General features: G+C 68.7%; 13 protein-coding genes. 5 read left to right on the forward strand and 8 right to left on the reverse strand.

Annotated features, from left to right (window positions below; translation table 11 throughout):
- Positions 1–3 precede the first annotated feature (3 nt).
- From ABZ396_RS01840 to ABZ396_RS01855, 4 genes are read left to right on the forward strand one after another with little or no spacing between them, the layout of a single operon-like run.
- Positions 4–1,080: an ABC transporter permease gene (locus tag ABZ396_RS01840; protein ID WP_358919476.1), complete on the forward strand. Its 1,077-nt coding sequence runs from the start codon at positions 4–6 to the stop codon at positions 1,078–1,080.
- Positions 1,077–2,018 (forward strand): ABC transporter permease, encoded by a 942-nt coding sequence (locus ABZ396_RS01845; protein WP_358919478.1) that lies wholly within the window; start codon positions 1,077–1,079, stop codon positions 2,016–2,018. Before ABZ396_RS01840 ends, ABZ396_RS01845 begins: the two co-directional genes overlap by 4 nt.
- Positions 2,015–3,013, forward strand: a complete 999-nt coding sequence (locus ABZ396_RS01850; protein WP_358919480.1) for an ABC transporter ATP-binding protein — start codon at positions 2,015–2,017, stop codon at positions 3,011–3,013. The genes ABZ396_RS01845 and ABZ396_RS01850 overlap by 4 nt, the downstream gene beginning before the upstream one ends.
- Positions 3,010–4,002: an ABC transporter ATP-binding protein gene (locus tag ABZ396_RS01855; protein ID WP_358919482.1), complete on the forward strand. Its 993-nt coding sequence runs from the start codon at positions 3,010–3,012 to the stop codon at positions 4,000–4,002. The genes ABZ396_RS01850 and ABZ396_RS01855 overlap by 4 nt, the downstream gene beginning before the upstream one ends.
- Here ABZ396_RS01855 and ABZ396_RS01860 read toward each other — a convergent pair.
- The 8 genes from ABZ396_RS01860 to ABZ396_RS01895 form a co-directional block, all read right to left on the reverse strand.
- Positions 3,992–4,399, reverse strand: a complete 408-nt coding sequence (locus tag ABZ396_RS01860) for a VOC family protein (protein ID WP_358919484.1) — start codon at positions 4,397–4,399, stop codon at positions 3,992–3,994. The genes ABZ396_RS01855 and ABZ396_RS01860 overlap by 11 nt on opposite strands.
- An 80-nt stretch (positions 4,400–4,479) precedes the next feature.
- Entirely contained in the window at positions 4,480–5,628 is a 1,149-nt protein-coding gene (locus ABZ396_RS01865) for a dipeptide ABC transporter ATP-binding protein (protein ID WP_358919486.1), read from the reverse strand.
- Positions 5,621–6,682 carry an ABC transporter ATP-binding protein gene (locus tag ABZ396_RS01870; protein WP_358919487.1) on the reverse strand — a complete coding sequence of 354 codons (1,062 nt, stop codon included), beginning with the start codon at positions 6,680–6,682 and terminating at the stop codon, positions 5,621–5,623. Before ABZ396_RS01870 ends, ABZ396_RS01865 begins: the two co-directional genes overlap by 8 nt.
- 11 nt (positions 6,683–6,693) lie before the next feature.
- Positions 6,694–7,632 (reverse strand): ABC transporter permease, encoded by a 939-nt coding sequence (locus tag ABZ396_RS01875; RefSeq protein WP_358919489.1) that lies wholly within the window; start codon positions 7,630–7,632, stop codon positions 6,694–6,696.
- On the reverse strand, positions 7,625–8,551 hold the full coding sequence (locus ABZ396_RS01880; RefSeq protein ID WP_358919491.1) for an ABC transporter permease: 927 nt from the start codon (positions 8,549–8,551) through the stop codon (positions 7,625–7,627). The genes ABZ396_RS01875 and ABZ396_RS01880 overlap by 8 nt, the downstream gene beginning before the upstream one ends.
- 149 nt (positions 8,552–8,700) lie before the next feature.
- Entirely contained in the window at positions 8,701–10,323 is a 1,623-nt protein-coding gene (locus ABZ396_RS01885; protein WP_358919493.1) for an ABC transporter substrate-binding protein, read from the reverse strand.
- A gap of 515 nt (positions 10,324–10,838) precedes the next feature.
- Positions 10,839–12,746, reverse strand: coding sequence for a translational GTPase TypA (gene typA, locus ABZ396_RS01890; protein WP_358919495.1), 1,908 nt, complete (start codon positions 12,744–12,746; stop codon positions 10,839–10,841).
- A 229-nt stretch (positions 12,747–12,975) separates the two neighbouring features.
- Positions 12,976–15,177, reverse strand: a complete 2,202-nt coding sequence (locus ABZ396_RS01895) for an ABC transporter family substrate-binding protein (protein WP_358919497.1) — start codon at positions 15,175–15,177, stop codon at positions 12,976–12,978.
- Between the two features lie 368 nt (positions 15,178–15,545).
- Between ABZ396_RS01895 and ABZ396_RS01900 the strand changes: the two genes are divergently transcribed.
- Positions 15,546–15,836, forward strand: coding sequence for a hypothetical protein (locus ABZ396_RS01900; protein ID WP_358919499.1), 291 nt, complete (start codon positions 15,546–15,548; stop codon positions 15,834–15,836).
- The last annotated feature ends 9 nt before the right edge of the window (positions 15,837–15,845 follow it).

Here is a 15,845-nt window from a genome sequence, read left to right on the forward strand (position 1 = left end):
CCCATGCAGCCGACTGCTCGCGACGCGGCATCCGCGTCGGTCGACACGGACGCCGTACCGGTTCCGGACGGTCCGGCGGCCAGCAGACCGCGGGCGCGCACGGCCGCCGCGTATCTACGCTACGGGGCGGCCAAGGCGGGCGGTGCCGCCGTCTCGCTGCTCGCCGTCCTCGTCACCGGCTTCTTCCTCTTCCGGCTGATCCCCGGCGACCCGGTCAAGACCATGACCGGCGGCCGTCCGGTCTCGGCCGCGCAACTGGCCGAGTACCGCAAGGAGTTCGGGCTCGACCTGCCGGTGTGGGAGCAGTTCACGGACTACTGCCGCAAGGCGCTCACCGGCGACCTGGGCACGTCGTACCAGTTCCGCACCCCGGTCGTCGACAAGATCGGCGAGGCGCTGCCGAACACGCTGCTGCTGACCGGCACGGCCTTCATGCTCTACACCGCGCTCGGCATGTTCCTCGGCACCCGTTCGGCATGGCGGCACGGCCGGCCCGGCGACCGGCTCAACACCGGCCTGGCGCTGGTCCTGTACTCCGTCCCGTCGTTCTGGCTCGGCCTGCTGGCGATCATCGTGTTCGGCGTGGGCCTCGGCCCCGTCCCCGGGCTGTTCCCGACCGGCGGCATGGAAACGGGCGGCAAGGAGGGCTTCGCCTACGTCCTCGACGTCGCCCACCATCTCGTCCTGCCGGTGCTCACCCTCGTCGCGGTCGAGTACGGGCAGACGCTGCTGGTCACCCGCTCGGCACTGCTCGACGAGATGGGCAGCGACTACCTCACGACCGCCCGCGCCAAGGGCCTGAGGGACGACCTGGTGCGCCGCCGGCACGCGGTACCGAACGCGCTGCTGCCCACCGTCACCCTGGTCTTCGTCAACCTCGGCCGGACCGTCGCGGGCGTCATCCTGGTTGAGACCGTCTTCTCCTGGCCGGGCCTCGGCGGACTCTTCTACCAGGCCCTGAGCGTGCCCGACCTGCCCCTGGTGCAGGGGCTGTTCCTCTTCTTCGCCTCGGCGGTGGTCATCATGAACACTCTGGCCGACCTGGTCTATCCGCTGCTCGACCCCCGGGTGGGCCGATGACGACCGAGGCCACCCCGCCGGCGCCGGAAGCCGGGGCTCCCGAGATCGCCGGACCGCACACGCTGGCCTGGCAGCGGCGCCGCCGCTCCGCCGTACGGTTCTGGCGGCAGTACCGTACACACCACGCCGGACTGGTCGGCCTGACCGCGCTCGTCCTGTTCGCCCTGGTGGCGCTGACCGCGCCGCTGACAGTCGGCTCCGGCGTGGCCGGGGTGACCACTGCGCCGGGCGGTGCGCTGGAGGCGCCGAGCGGTGAGTTCCCACTGGGCACCGACCGTTTCGGGCGTGATCTGCTGGGCCTCGTGGTGTGGGGGTCCCGGATCTCGCTCCTGGTCGGGCTGCTGGCGGCGGTGCTGTCGGTGGTGATAGGTACGGTCGTCGGCGTCACCGCCGGGCACTTCCGGGGGGCGTACGCGACCGTGCTGATGCGGATCACGGACTGGTTCCTGGTGATGCCGGCGCTGGTGCTCGCCATCGCGCTGGCCACCGTGATGTCCCGGTCGCTGGGCACGGTGATCCTCGCCATTGGCGTCACCTCCTGGCCGACGACGGCCCGGCTGGTGCGCGCGCAGACGCTCGCGGTGGAGTCCCGGCCGTACATCGAACGGGCCAGGGCACTCGGCGGCGGCCACTGGCACGTCATGACCCGGCATGTGCTGCCCAACGTGATGCCGTTGGTCCTCGCCCAGACCACCCTGATGATCTCCTCGTCCGTCCTCGCCGAGGCGACGCTGGCCTTCCTCGGCCTCGGTGATCCGACGGTCATCTCGTGGGGCGGGCTGCTGCAGGACGCGCGGGAGGCGGGGGCGGTCAGCGCCGGGGACTGGTGGTATCTGGTGCCGCCGGGCATCGCGATCGCGGCGGTCGCACTGGCGTTCACGCTGTGCGGGCGAGCTGTGGAGTCCGTCCTCAACCCCAGGCTGGGGGTGGCCCGTTGACGCTGCTGGAGGTCCGGAACCTGGAGGTGACCTACCCCGGCGGAGCGGTCGCGGTGCGGGGCGTGGACCTGTCGCTGGCGGCGGGACGGAAGCTCGGCATCGCGGGCGAGTCGGGCTGCGGCAAGTCCACGCTGGCCCTCGCGCTGCTCAGGCTGCTGCCGGCCGGGACGCGGGTGTCCGGGGAGGTCGTGCTGAACGGCGAGGACGTGCTGACCATGCGCTGGGGGCAGGTACGGGCGGTGCGCTGGGCGGGCGCCTCGATCGTCTTCCAGGGGGCGATGCACTCGCTCAATCCGGTGCACCGCGTCGGCGACCAGATCGCCGAGCCGATCCTGCTGCACCGCAGGGCGACGGCGGCCGCGGCACGCAGACGGACCGGCGAACTGCTGGACCACGTAGGTCTGCCGGCGTCCCGCGCCTCCGCGTACCCGCACGAGCTCTCCGGCGGGCAACGCCAGCGGGTGATGATCGCCATGGCGCTGGCCTGCGACCCACGGCTGATCATCGCGGACGAGCCGACCACGGCCCTGGACGTGATGATCCAGGCGCAGATCCTGCGGCTGATCGAACAGCTCGTGGCGGAGCAGGACATGGGCCTGATCATGATCAGCCACGATCTGGCGGTGCTCTCCGACACTTGCGACCGGCTCATGGTGATGTACGCGGGCCGCGTCGTCGAGGAGGGCTCCGCCCGCCGAGTCTACGAGGACGCCCGGCACCCGTACGCCAAGGCGCTGTCGGCGGCGTTCCCGCGCATCGGCGACCCCGCCTCCCGGTTCGCCCCGCGCGGCCTGGCCGGTGACCCGCCCGACCCGTCCGCACTGCCCTCCGGCTGCGCGTTCCATCCGCGCTGTCCGGTGGCACTGGACCTCTGTGCCACGCAGGACCAGGTGCTGCGGGACGCCGGGCCGGGCCGCCGGGCCGCCTGTGTGCACGTAGGGGCGGCAGCGCCCGGACCGACCACCGCGGCCGAGGACACCAGGAGCGCCTCATGACGACGACACCCCCACCGCTGCTCAGCGCCCAAGGGCTCCACGTAGCCTTCCCCGGACGCCACGGCGCCCCGGGGGCCCGGGCCGTGGACGGCGTCCAACTGGACATCCAGGCCGGGGAGATCGTGGCGCTGGTCGGCGAGTCCGGCTGCGGCAAGACGACGCTGGCGCGCTCGTTGCTCGGCCTGGTGACGCCGACCGCGGGCCGGATCTCCTTCGCCGGCAAGCCACTGGAGTACTCCTCGCGGGCGCTGAGGGCGTACCGCAGGCGGGTGCAGCTGGTGCTGCAGGATCCGACCGGCTCGTTGAATCCCCGGCACACGGTGTACGACGCCGTGGCCGAGGGGCTGCGGATTCACGGCCTTACGGGAAACGAGCGGGCGGCGGTCGCCGAGGCGCTCGGCCACGCGGGACTGCGTCCACCGGAGCGCTTCTTCCTGCGCTACCCGCACGAGCTGTCTGGAGGGCAGCGCCAGCGCGTGGTGATCGCCGGCGCGCTGGTCCTCGAACCCGAACTGATCGTCGCCGACGAACCGGTGGCCTCCCTCGACGCCTCCGTGCGCGGCGAGATCCTGGCGCTGCTGCTGCGGCTGCGCGCCGAACTGGGCCTGGCCGCACTGGTGGTCACCCATGACCTCGGTCTGGCCTGGAACATCGCCGACCGGGTGGCGGTGATGTACCTGGGCCGGATCGTGGAGACGGGCGACGTCGAGCAGGTCCTCACAGCTCCCCGGCACCCCTATACCCAGGCCCTGTTGTCGGTGCTGCCCGAGGCGCCGGGCGAGCGCGTGGTGCTGACCGGCGAACCCCCCGACCCCTCCCGCATCCCCGCAGGCTGCCGTTTCCACGTCCGCTGTCAGATCCTGGCGAGGGGTGAGGCGGACCGCGCGGGCGTCGCGGACGCCTGCCGAGGCCAGGACCTGGAGGTGCTGGGCGGAGCGGGCGGGGCACAGGTGGCGTGCCACTGGGCACGGGCCCGGATCACAGCGTGAGGCCGGGCGGTGGCCCGTCGGCGGCGACCAGCTCCACCTCGAAACCGTCGGTGTTCACGAGATAGGCCGCGTAGTGCTGCGGGCCGCCGGCGTGCGGGTAGCGACCGGTGAACAGCGGCGACCAGCCGTGCGCGGGCGCGGTGTCCGCCAGCTCGTCGACCTGTGCGGGCGGTCCGGCGTGGAACGCGAGGTGGTTGAGACCAGGACGCATCCGATCGTGGGCGCCGGACCGCATCGCGGGCGACTGCTCGACGACGAGGTAGGCCGCGCCCATGCGCCAGCTGCGGCCGCTCGCCCACTCCTGGTAGGTGCGGTAGCCGAGCCGGCCCAGAAGCCAGCCCCATTCGTCGGCGGCACGGGGCAGGTCAGGAACCCGCAGCTCGACATGGTGCGGCATCCGGGCCGTCTCCTCAGGACGTGCCGGTTCCCGGTACCCCTGAAGAAGGTACCGGGAACCGTGGCAGTGATGTCGGGACGTCAGGCCACGTGGACGACGTCCTTCTCCTCGGCGAAGTGGCAGGCCGACTCATGGGCCGCCGGGGTGTCCGAGGCCTTGAAGCGCTCGGGGATCGCCAGCAGCGGAACCTCCTCGGCGCACTTGTCCTGGGCCTTCCAGCAGCGAGTGCGGAAGCGGCAGCCGGACGGCGGGTTGGCCGGGGACGGCACGTCGCCGGTCAGGATGATCCGCTCGCGCCGCTCCCGGTCCTGCGGGTCGGGCACCGGGACGGCCGACAGCAGCGCCTGGGTGTAGGGGTGCGTCGGATGCTCGTAGATCTGCTCGTCGGAGCCGATCTCGGCGATCTTGCCGAGGTACATGACCCCGACCCGGTCCGAGATGTGCCGGACGATCGACAGGTCGTGGGCGATGAAGAGGTAGGAGAGGTTGAACTCGTTCTGCAGTCCCTCCATCAGGTTGATGACCTGGGCCTGGACGGACACGTCCAGCGCGGAGACCGGCTCGTCGCAGATGATGATCTCCGGGTTGAGCGCCAGGCCACGCGCGATGCCGATGCGCTGGCGCTGTCCGCCGGAGAACTGGTGCGGATAGCGGTTGATGTACTCCGGGTTGAGCCCGACGACGTCCAGCAGCTCCTTGACCTTCCGCCGCCGGTCCCCCTTGGGGGCCACCTCGGGGTGGATGTCGTACGGCTCCCCGATGATGTCGCCCACCGTCATCCGGGGGTTGAGCGAGGTGTACGGGTCCTGGAAGATCATCTGGATGTTGCGGCGGACGGCCTTGAGCGCCTTGCCCGAGAGCCTGGTGATGTCCTGGCCCTTGTAGAAGATCTCGCCGGCCGTGGCCTGTTCCAGGTTCATCAGGAGCTTGGCCACCGTCGACTTGCCGCAGCCGGACTCGCCCACGACACCCAGGGTCTCGCCCTGGTACAGGTCGAAGGAGACACCGTCGACGGCCTTCACCGCGCCGACATGCCGCTTGAAGACGATGCCCTGCGTCAGCGGGAAGTGCTTGACGAGGTTGCGCACCTGCAGGATCGGTTCACCCCGGTCCACCGGAGCCTCGAGGGCGGCGACCGCCTCGTCCTCGGTGTGCACGTCCGCGACCTCGACGTCGGAGACGTTCGGCGTCGCGTCCATCGGCTCGTCGGTCTTGGTCGACTCAGCCATGGATCGTCTCCTTCCAGAAGTGGCATGCGCTGGCGCGGCCCGGCAGTTCCGAGCCGTCCTGCTCGGTCACCGGGACCAGCTGCGGGCGGTCGGTGCGGCAGATGTCCTGTGCCTTTTCGCAGCGCGGGTTGAAAGCGCAACCGCTCGGCACCTTCAGCAGGTTGGGCGGCAGACCCTTGATCGCGTAGAGATCATGGCCCTTCTGGTCCAGGCGCGGAATGGAGTCCAGCAGACCGCGGGTGTAGGGGTGCGCGGGACGCTTGTACAGCTCGTGCACCGGCGCTGTCTCCACGATCCGGCCCGCGTACATCACGGCGATCTTGTCGGCCACGTCCGCCACGACGCCGAGGTCGTGGGTGATGAGGATCAGGCCCATCTGGTACTCGCGCTGCAGTTCCGCGAGCAGGTCCATCACCTGGGCCTGGACCGTCACGTCGAGGGCCGTGGTCGGCTCGTCGGCGATGATCAGGTCCGGCTCCAGGGCGAGCGCCATCGCGATCATGATGCGCTGGCGCATACCGCCGGAGAACTGGTGCGGGTAGTCGTTCACCCGGGCCGCGGCGGCCGGGATCTTCACCCGGTCCATCAGCTCGACGGCCTTGGCCTTGGCCGCCTTGCGGGACATGCCCTGGTGGACGCGGAACATCTCACCGAGCTGGTATCCCACGCTGAGCACGGGGTTGAGCGCGGAGAGCGCGTCCTGGAAGATCATCGCGATCCGGGCGCCGCGCAGCTTGCGCCGCTCCTCGTCGGACATGGTGAGCATGTCCTGGCCGTAGAAGCGGATCTCCCCCTTGGGGATGCGGGCCGGCGGCATGTCCAGGATGCCCATGATCGCCTGCGCGGTCACGGACTTGCCGGAGCCGGACTCGCCGAGCACGGCGAGGGTCTCCCCTGAGTTCACGGAGTAGTTGACGCCGTTGACGGCGCGGACCACGCCCTCACGGGTCTGGAACTCGACGTGCAGATCGCGCACTTCGAGCAGTGGGCCGGTTCGCTCCGGGTCACCGGGGCGGGGAGCCGGGACGGCGTCCGTCGGGTCGATGATGGTCACGTACGCCTCCCTCAGCGCGTCTTGGGGTCGAAGGCGTCGCGGACCACGTCGCCGAGCACGATGAACGCCAGCACGGTGATGCTCAGCGCACCTGCCGGGAACAGCAGCGCGTGCGGGTTCGTCAGGAACCGGTCCTGGGCGTCGCTGATCATGACACCCCAGGAGATGTTCGGGTACTGGATGCCGATACCCAGGTAGGACAGGGCGGCCTCAGCGGCGATGTAGACACCGAGGTTCATGGTGGTGATGACGATGACGGGGGCGAGGGTGTTCGGCAGGATGTGCCGGAACGCGATTCGCCACGAGTCGGCACCCAACGCCCGGGCGGCCATCACGTAGTCGTTGTACTTGTTGCCGATGACCTCGCCGCGCATGATCCTGAAGACCTGGGGCCAGCCGAGGATCGCCATGATGAACGACACCGACCACACGTCGCCGCCGCCCCAGATGGACATGATCAGCAGGCCGCCGACGAGGAGCGGGAGCGCCGAGAAGACCTCGGTGATCCGGGACAGCAAGGCGTCGATCCAGCCGCCGACCAGACCGGCCAGCATGCCCAGCAGACCGCCGATCAGGGTGGTGACCACGGTCGTCACCACGCCGACGACGATCGAGTTGCGGGTGCCGTACACGGTCCGCGTGTAGATGTCGCAGCCCTGGACGTCGTAGCCGAACAGGTGCCCGGACGACGGCCCGTTCATGGAGTTCTGCAGCTGGCAGAAACCGTCCGAGAACGGGGAACGGTGGGTGAACAGGCTGGGCGCGATCGCCAGGGCGAGCAGGCACACGATGATGAGGGCCGTCACGATGAACATGGGCCGCTTGCGGAGATCCGCCCAGCCGTCCTTGAGCAGGCTCGCCTGACGAGCCGCGGCCTTCTCCTCGGCCTCGATCTCCTTGGCGATGGCGGCCTCGTCGGTGGTGGGCCTCTCTATCGTCTTCTCACTCATAACGGATCCTCGGGTCGAGCACGGCGTACAGCAGGTCTACGAGGAGGTTGGCGGCCAGGTAGATCAGCACCAGCAGGGTCACCAGACCGACGACGACCGGCCGCTCGCGCAGATAGAGGGACTGGGCCAACTGACCGCCGATACCGGGCATGTTGAACACGCGTTCGGTGATAATCGCGCCACCCATGAGAGCGCCGAGGTCGAAGCCCAGGAAGGTGACCACGGGGATCAGGGAGTTGCGCAGCGCGTGCACGCCGATGACCCGCCGCTGCGGCAGACCCTTGGCGATCGCCGTACGGACGTAGTCCGCGCGGATCGACTCCGTCATGCTCGTCCGCACCAGGCGGGAGATGTAGGCCATCGACGTCGAGGCGAGCACGATGGCGGGCAGGATGAAGCTCTGCGGCCAGCCCTTCTCGATACCGGCGACCGGCGTGATCTTCAGGTTCACGCCGAACTCCAGCTGAAGCACGCTGCCGAGCACGAAGACCGGGATGGAGATCAGCACGAGTGTCGAGATCAGCACGACGTTGTCGATGAACTTGCCCTTCTTCAGGGCGGAGAAGATACCCGCGAGGATGCCGATGACAGCCTCGATGGCGAACGCCGTCAGACCCAGCTTCAGGGTGACGGGGAACCGCTCGGAGACGATGTCCGAGATGGCACGTCCGTTGTACGTCTCGCCGAGGTCACCGGTGAAGACGCCGCTGATGTAGTGCCAGTACTGCTGGTAGAGCGGCTCGTTGAGGTGATAGTGCGCGCGGAGGATCGCCGCGATGTTGGGGTCGGCGCGCTTGTCGCCGGCCAATGCCTGGATCGGGTCGCCGGGCAGAGCGAAGACCAGGCAGAAGATGATGAACGTGACGCCTATCACCACAGGGATCACCTGCAGGAGGCGGCGCACGACGTATCGGCCCATGGGTACTCCAGAGGGGGGTGCTCGGCCCGACCGTGGCCGGGGGGGTCGGCACGGTCGGACGGGAGGCGGCAGCAGGGGTGAGCAGGGGAAGGCTGTTGCTCCCCCTGCTCACCCCGTACCGCTCTGTGTCAGAACTGCTCAGAACCCGGTCAGCTGAGCTTGACCGTGTCCCACAGGATCTGGTGACCGGCGATCTTCATCGACTTGATCTTGTCGCTGAAGCCGGTGTTCAGGGTGTAGAAGTACACCGGGATGTACGGCATGTCCTTGAGCAGGATGTCGTCCGCCTGCTGGTACGTCTTGACGGCCACTTCGTGCGTCGCGGCCTGGTCGCCCTTGACGAGGAGCTTCTCGAAGGCCTCGTTGACGTAGCCCGAGTAGTTGGAACCGTTGGCGATGGCGTCCTTGGAGAAGACCGGACGGAGGTAGTCCTCCATGTCCGGGTAGTCCATGCTCCAGGCCATCCGGAACGCACCCTGGTACTTCTTGGCGTCCAGGTCGTTGAGGATCGTCTGGAACTGCTCGAACGGCTTGGCCGTCACCTTGACGCCGAGGGCCTGCTGGATCTGGTTGGCGACGGCCTCGACCCACTCCTTGTGGCCGCCGTCCGCGTTGTAGCCGATCTCCAGCGTGTTGCCCGGCAGGCCGCCGCTCACCTTGTAGAGCTGCTTGGCCTTGGACGGGTTGTAGGTGCACGCCTCGCCGCAGGCACCCTTGCGGTAGCCGTCGATGATCGGGCTGATGTAGTCGTCCGCGGGCGTACGGGAACCGAGGAAGACCTTGTCCGAGATCGTCTTGCGGTCGATCGACATGGAGATGGCCTTACGCAGATCAGCGTTCTGGAAGGCCTTGTTGTACTTGATCGGGAACCCGATGTAACCGACGGCCGAGTCGGCCTCGTCGAGGTAGTGGCCCGCCAGGTCCTTGTGGTACGTCGGCAGACCCGAAGTCGGGATCGTCAGCAGGGTGTCGAGGTTGCCGGCGACGACGTCCTTGTAGGCGGTGTCCAGGTTCGAGTAGACCTTGAAGTTGACACCCTTGACCTCGATCTTCGAGGCGTCCGGGTACTTGTCGTACTTCGTGACGTCGATCTCTTCGTTGTGCTTGAACTTGCCCTTCATCTCGAAGGGGCCGTTGCCGATCGGGGCCTCGCCGAAGCCCTTCGGGTCCTTGAAGAACGCCTTGGGCAGCGGCACGAACGCGGTGAAGGACAGCTGCGACGGGAACGCCGAGAACGCGCCGGTCAGGGTGACCTGGAGGGTGTTGTCGTCGACCGCCTTCAGACCGGACAGCTTGTCGGTCGAGGGCTTCTTGCCCTCGCCCGGGTTGAGGTCCGCGTAGCCCTGGATGTGGCTGAACAGCGGGTTGGTCTGCTGGGCGTTGGTCTGGTTGGCGCCGTAGTTCCAGGCGTCGATGAAGGACTGGGCGGTGACCTTCTCGCCGTTGTGGAACGTGTAGCCCGACTTGAGCTTGATCGTCCAGACCTTGTTGTCCTTGGACTCGACCGACTCCGCCATGGCGTTGACGACCTTGTTGTCGGCGTCAAGCTTGGTCAGGCCCGTGAAGAGGGCGTTGATGACCTGGCCGCCCTCGGTCTCGTACGTGTTGGTGGGAACAAGGCTGTTCTGCGGTTCGCCGATTTCCACCGACACGACGCCGTTGCCCTTGCCACTGCCCGAGCTGCCGGTGTCCCCCCCGCCGCCACAGGCCGTCGCACCCAGCGCCACTACGGCGGCTATCGCAACCCACTTGGCGCTCTTGGCACCACGCATGGGGCTCCTCCTCATGAGTCCATTGATTCACCGCAGAAGGAAGCACACGACACTTCGCCGTCACCGGCGCCTGAAACCGTGAGGTGTACTCCCCGCGCCCGCAGGCCAGCGCCACCCAGCGCATGACCCGGAGATCCGAGCTCTACGCGCCTAACTATCTGCCATGCGCCATGACCGAACCACACTCATAAGGTCTCGGTTCGATCACACCTGACGCGAACATCTTCCAAAATCCGGACAAAGGGTTTGCAGAAAGATCCCTGCGAAACGGACTTGTTACACACCTATCGGGCCCGCATGTTCGTTTACCGAACTCGACTCGGATGAAATCCAGTTGCAGAATCCCGAAAAGTGCGCTTGGACACAGATGGGACATGTTGCCAGAAGCGTAGTGCCGTGCGGTCCGCCCTTACGGATCCACGACGAGAATTAGGGTTTTCCCTATGGGTCCGCTCAGCACGATGCCGGGCACTCCGTATCGCGGAGTGCCCGGCATCGTGCCGGAACGGTGTGCGTCAGCCGTGCTTGGCGCGGCTGGCGGCGCGGGCCCGCTCACGCGCGTCCAGGTTCACCTTGCGGATCCGAACGGCCTCCGGGGTCACCTCGACGCACTCGTCGTCACGGCAGAACTCCAGCGACTGCTCCAGGGAGAGCTTGCGCGGCGGGACGATCGCCTCGAACGAGTCGGCCGACGAGGACCGCATGTTCGTGAGCTTCTTCTCCTTGGTGATGTTCACGTCCATGTCGTCGGAGCGCGAGTTCTCGCCGACGATCATGCCCTCGTACACCTCGGTGCCGGGGTCCACGAACAGCACGCCGCGCTCCTGGAGGTTCGTCATCGCGAACGCGGTGACGGCGCCGGAGCGGTCGGCGACGAGCGAGCCGTTGTTACGGGTCGTCAGGACGCCGAACCACGGCTCGTGGCCCTCGTGGATGGAGTGGGCGATGCCGGTGCCGCGCGTACCGGTCAGGAACTCGGTACGGAAGCCGATGAGACCGCGGGACGGGACCACGAACTCCATGCGGACCCAGCCGGAGCCGTGGTTGGACATGTTGTCCATCCGGCCCTTGCGGACGCCCATGAGCTGCGTGACCGCGCCCATGTGCTCCTCGGGGACGTCGACCGTCATGCGCTCGACGGGCTCGTACGTCTTGCCGTCGACCTGCTTGGTGACGACCTGCGGCTTGCCGATGGTCAGCTCGAAGCCCTCACGGCGCATCTGCTCGACCAGGATGGCGAGCGCGAGCTCGCCACGGCCCTGGACCTCCCAGGTGTCCGGACGGTCGGTGTCGAGCACGCGGAGCGAGACGTTGCCGACCAGCTCGCGGTCGAGGCGGTCCTTGACCTGACGGGCGGTGACCTTGCGGTCCTTGACGGCCGCCTTCGCGTCCGCGCCCTTGCCGGTGCCGCCGCGGCCGACCAGCGGCGAGGTGTTCGTACCGATGGTCATCGAGATCGCGGGCTCGTCGACCGTGATCAGCGGCAGCGCGATGGGGTTCTCGGGGTCGGCGAGGGTCTCGCCGATCATGATGTCCGGGATACCGGCGACCGCGCAGATGTCACCCGGTCCTGCCATCTCGGCGGGCTTGCGGGTGAGCGCCTCGGTCATCAGCAGCTCGGTGATACGGACGTTGGACATCGTGCCGTCGCGCTTGATCCAGGTGACGGTCTGGCCCTTGCGCAACTCGCCCTGCTCGACCCGGAGCAGCGCGATACGGCCGAGGAAGTTGTCCGCGTCCAGGTTGGTGACATGCGCCTGGAGCGGGGCCGCCTCGTCGTACTCGGGGGCCGGGACGTGGGACAGGATCGTGGAGAAGAACGGCTCCAGGCTGTCGCTGTCCGCCGGGACGGTGCCGTCCTCCGGCTTGGTCAGCGAGGCCACACCGTCACGCGCACACGCGTAGACGATGGGGAACTCGATCTGGTCCTCGTCGGCGTCGAGGTCGAGGAAGAGGTCGTAGGCCTCGTTGACGACCTCGTCGATGCGCGAGTCGGGGCGGTCCGTCTTGTTGATGCACAGGATGACGGGGAGCCGGGCCTGGAGCGCCTTGCGCAGCACGAAGCGGGTCTGCGGCAGCGGGCCCTCGGAGGCGTCGACGAGCAGCACCACCGCGTCCACCATCGACAGACCGCGCTCGACCTCGCCGCCGAAGTCGGCGTGGCCCGGGGTGTCGATGATGTTGATGGTGACGACCTCGCCATCGTCCTTCGGGTGGTACTTCACGGCCGTGTTCTTGGCCAGGATCGTGATGCCCTTCTCACGCTCCAGGTCGTTGGAGTCCATCATGCGGTCGTCGAGCGACTCGGCGGCGTGCGCGGCGAAGGCACCGGCCTGCTTCAGCATGGCGTCGACGAGGGTCGTCTTGCCGTGGTCGACGTGGGCGACGATGGCGACGTTGCGGATGTCGTGGCGCGTGGCCATGGTGCGGCGTACTCCCGGAGTGTGAGGAAGGGGCTTGCGCGTACATCGGTGTTACGCGCACCCTGCCGGGCTGAACACGCCACGGCCTCACCCCATGGTACGTGCCCTCTCCAGCAGGAGCTCGCCAAGCCGACCTCTCCGGGGCGCGGGGAGCGGCGTGACCAGCCACAATGCGCCCGCACCCGACCGCGAATCCGCTCCCCCGCCTCTTGGTCCGGCCCTTGGTGATCTACCCCTTGCTCGGACTCGCCGACACCTTCGCCCCCTTCTTCAGGAACCCCATGTCCTGATAGACCGGCGTCTGGAACCCGAACGCCCCCACGTTCACCAGCCCCTTCCGGGCCCCCACGATCTGCGGCCGCTGGTACAGGGGCAGCGATCCCGCCGACGCCCAGATCCGCGAGTCCGCCTTGCGCAGCAGCCCGGCCGCCTCGTCCTCGTCCAGCGCCCCGAGCGCCTGGTCGAAGAGCTGGTCCACCTGGTCGGTGCCGACCCTCGTGTAGTTCTGCTCGATGTTCAGCGACCCGTCGGCCGCCGGCACCGGCTTCGCGTAGATCGGCCGTGCGTCCGTGGCCGGGAACGCGGACGACGGCCACGAGTACAGCGCGAGGTCGTACTGCCCGGACGCGATGTGGTCCTTGAAGTAGCTCTCGTCGGAGACCTTGCTGATCTCGGACTGGATCCCCACCGTCGTCAGCATCTGCCGGATCCGCTCGGCGACCTCCTGGAGCGTCTCCGACCCCGGCCCCGACGGCAGCACGAACCGCAGACTCAGCGCCTTGCCGTCCTTGGCCAGCGGAGCGGCCGCGGCCTGCGCCCCCTTGGGCGCGGCCGTGCCCTTCGGCGCGTACGCCCCGGGCGCCCCGTGGGCGTGGTCCTCCTGGTGGTCGCGGGTGTCCTTGTCGTCGGGTTCCTTGCCGCCGGGTGCCTTGTCGTCCTCCCCGACGATGTACTGCCCGTCACTCCCGCCGTCGGAGTCGTCGCTCTTGTCGCCTTTATCGCTCTTGTCCCCGTTGTTTCCCTTGCCGCCCTTCTCGCCCTTCTCGCCCTCCGCGCCGGCCGCCTTGCCCCCGGTCTTGATCGGCCCGCCGGCCACCCATCCCGCGTCGGCGAGCAGCGCCTGCGCCTCGTGTGTGTCGAGGCTGCCGATCGCCCCGCTGTTGTCGGCGTAGGCGCTCTGCCCGGACACGGCGAGGTGGCTGCCGACCGGCACCGCGGGCAGACCCAGCGGGGTGAGCACCAGCTTGGCGAGCGTCTGGCGGTCGAGGGCGCGGGCGACGGCCCGGCGCACCCGCTCGTCGGCGAGGGGGCCCGCGGAGCCGTTCAGGGCGAGCTGTGTGTAGGCCGGCTCCAGGGACTTGCGGACCTCGACGTCGCGCAGCTCCTGCTGCTGCTCCAGCCACGTCGAGATGGTCTTGCGGAGCTTCTTCGGTCCCTTGGGCAGCTTCTCCTCGTCCATGCCGAGGGTGAGCGCCCAGGAGCGCAGCTTCCTCGCGGAGGTCTTCCCGGCGCCCTGCAGCGGCAGGCCGGTGCCCTTGTCCCGCCCGGCGATGATGATCCGCTGGGCCTCGGAGGCGTCGATGTCGGCGACGTCGACCGTGCCGGCGGCGAGCGAGGTGGCCCGTTTCTCGCGGGACACGGCGTGCAGGTCGATCTCGTCGAGCTTGGCCGGGCGGCCCCACCAGCGCGGGTTGCGGGTGAGGATCACGTCCTTCTTGGCGGTGTCGACCTTCGCGACCTGGAAGGGTCCCGCGGTGACCGCGAGCTTCCTGCGGGCGCCGTCGTTGAAGGCGTCCGGGGTGCCCATGACCTCCTTCGGGTACAGCGGCGAGAACAGCGACTTCCAGTCGGCGTACGGCCGCTCGAAGGTGACCCGGACCTCCAGGTCGTTGGCGCCGCGTTCGATCTTGCCGATGCGGTCGTAGCCGGCGTTGCGGGCGGTCCAGTAGGCGGAGTCCTTGCCGGACAGAGCGCGCCACTGGGCGGCGAAGTCGGCGGCGCCGATCTCCCGGCCGTCGCTCCAGACGGCCTGCTGGTTGAGCTTGTAGACGACGACCTGACGCGGCTCGGTCTCGATGACCTTCGCGGACTCCAGGTAGTCGGGGCTGCGGACCGGGCGGCCGGCGGCGTCCATGATGAACATCGACGGCAGGACGGCCTGGGCGACCCGGGTGGTGCCCGCGTCGGCGTCGGCCTGGAAGGTGTTCAGGGTCTCCGGCACGGCGTCCACGGCCCACTTCATCGTGCCGCCCTCGGCGACCGCGTCACGGGCGACCGCCGCGATGTCCTGTCCGGCCAGCGGCTTACTCCCCTCGTCGTCGGAGCCGCAGCCCGCAAGGAAGGGCACCGCGAGCGCGCCCGCGGTCAGGAACGCGACCGAGCGCATGACCGCGCTGCGGCCAGGCGTGGGTCCGGCGCCGTGGTGAGACATCTCTGCTACCTCCGGGAGGCCCGGTGACACGGGTGGGGTCTGTTCACATTTGGGGGTATTTTGGAGTTGATCACATGTACGTCAGAAGTACGGACCCCACTGAAATGGACGGGGTCCGTCGGCTGGGGTCGACACGGCGGCGGGGGCCGCCAAAGGCCACCCGTGCGGCGCAACGCCCACCCGGGCGGCGCCTCCCGCACCGGCACCCATCCCCGGCGCACCCAGGGCGCGTGCGGGCGTGCGAGGGAGGCGCGCAATCCGCCAATCGCTGCACATGCCTTCACACCGGCAGGTGTGACGCGCAACACTCGCAGGCGCATGAACGTTGCCACCTTGGACGGTGAAGTCCGCGGAAGTGAGGTCACGTCATGTCCGTGCACGACGACCTGACGTCAGTCCAGCGCTGCCTAGACGACCTGAACCGGTCCGTCGGCCGCCTGGAGCAGCAGCTCGGGAGCGGCGGACTGGAGATGCGCCGCGTCCGTACCGACGCCGATCACCTGCGCGAGAGCGTGGCACTGCTGCGGGAGACGGCCAACACCGCCGCTCCTGGCAAGCGCCCCGAACTCGTCACCATCTCCGACGACCCGTACGACATCAACCTGTGGACGGACACGGACGACGAGGGTCTCGGCGCCCGCGACCGGCGCGCTCCGTAGCAGCGCTGC

The sequence above is a fragment of the Streptomyces sp. NPDC005866 genome, from assembly GCF_040629895.1.
GTDB lineage: Bacteria > Actinomycetota > Actinomycetes > Streptomycetales > Streptomycetaceae > Streptomyces.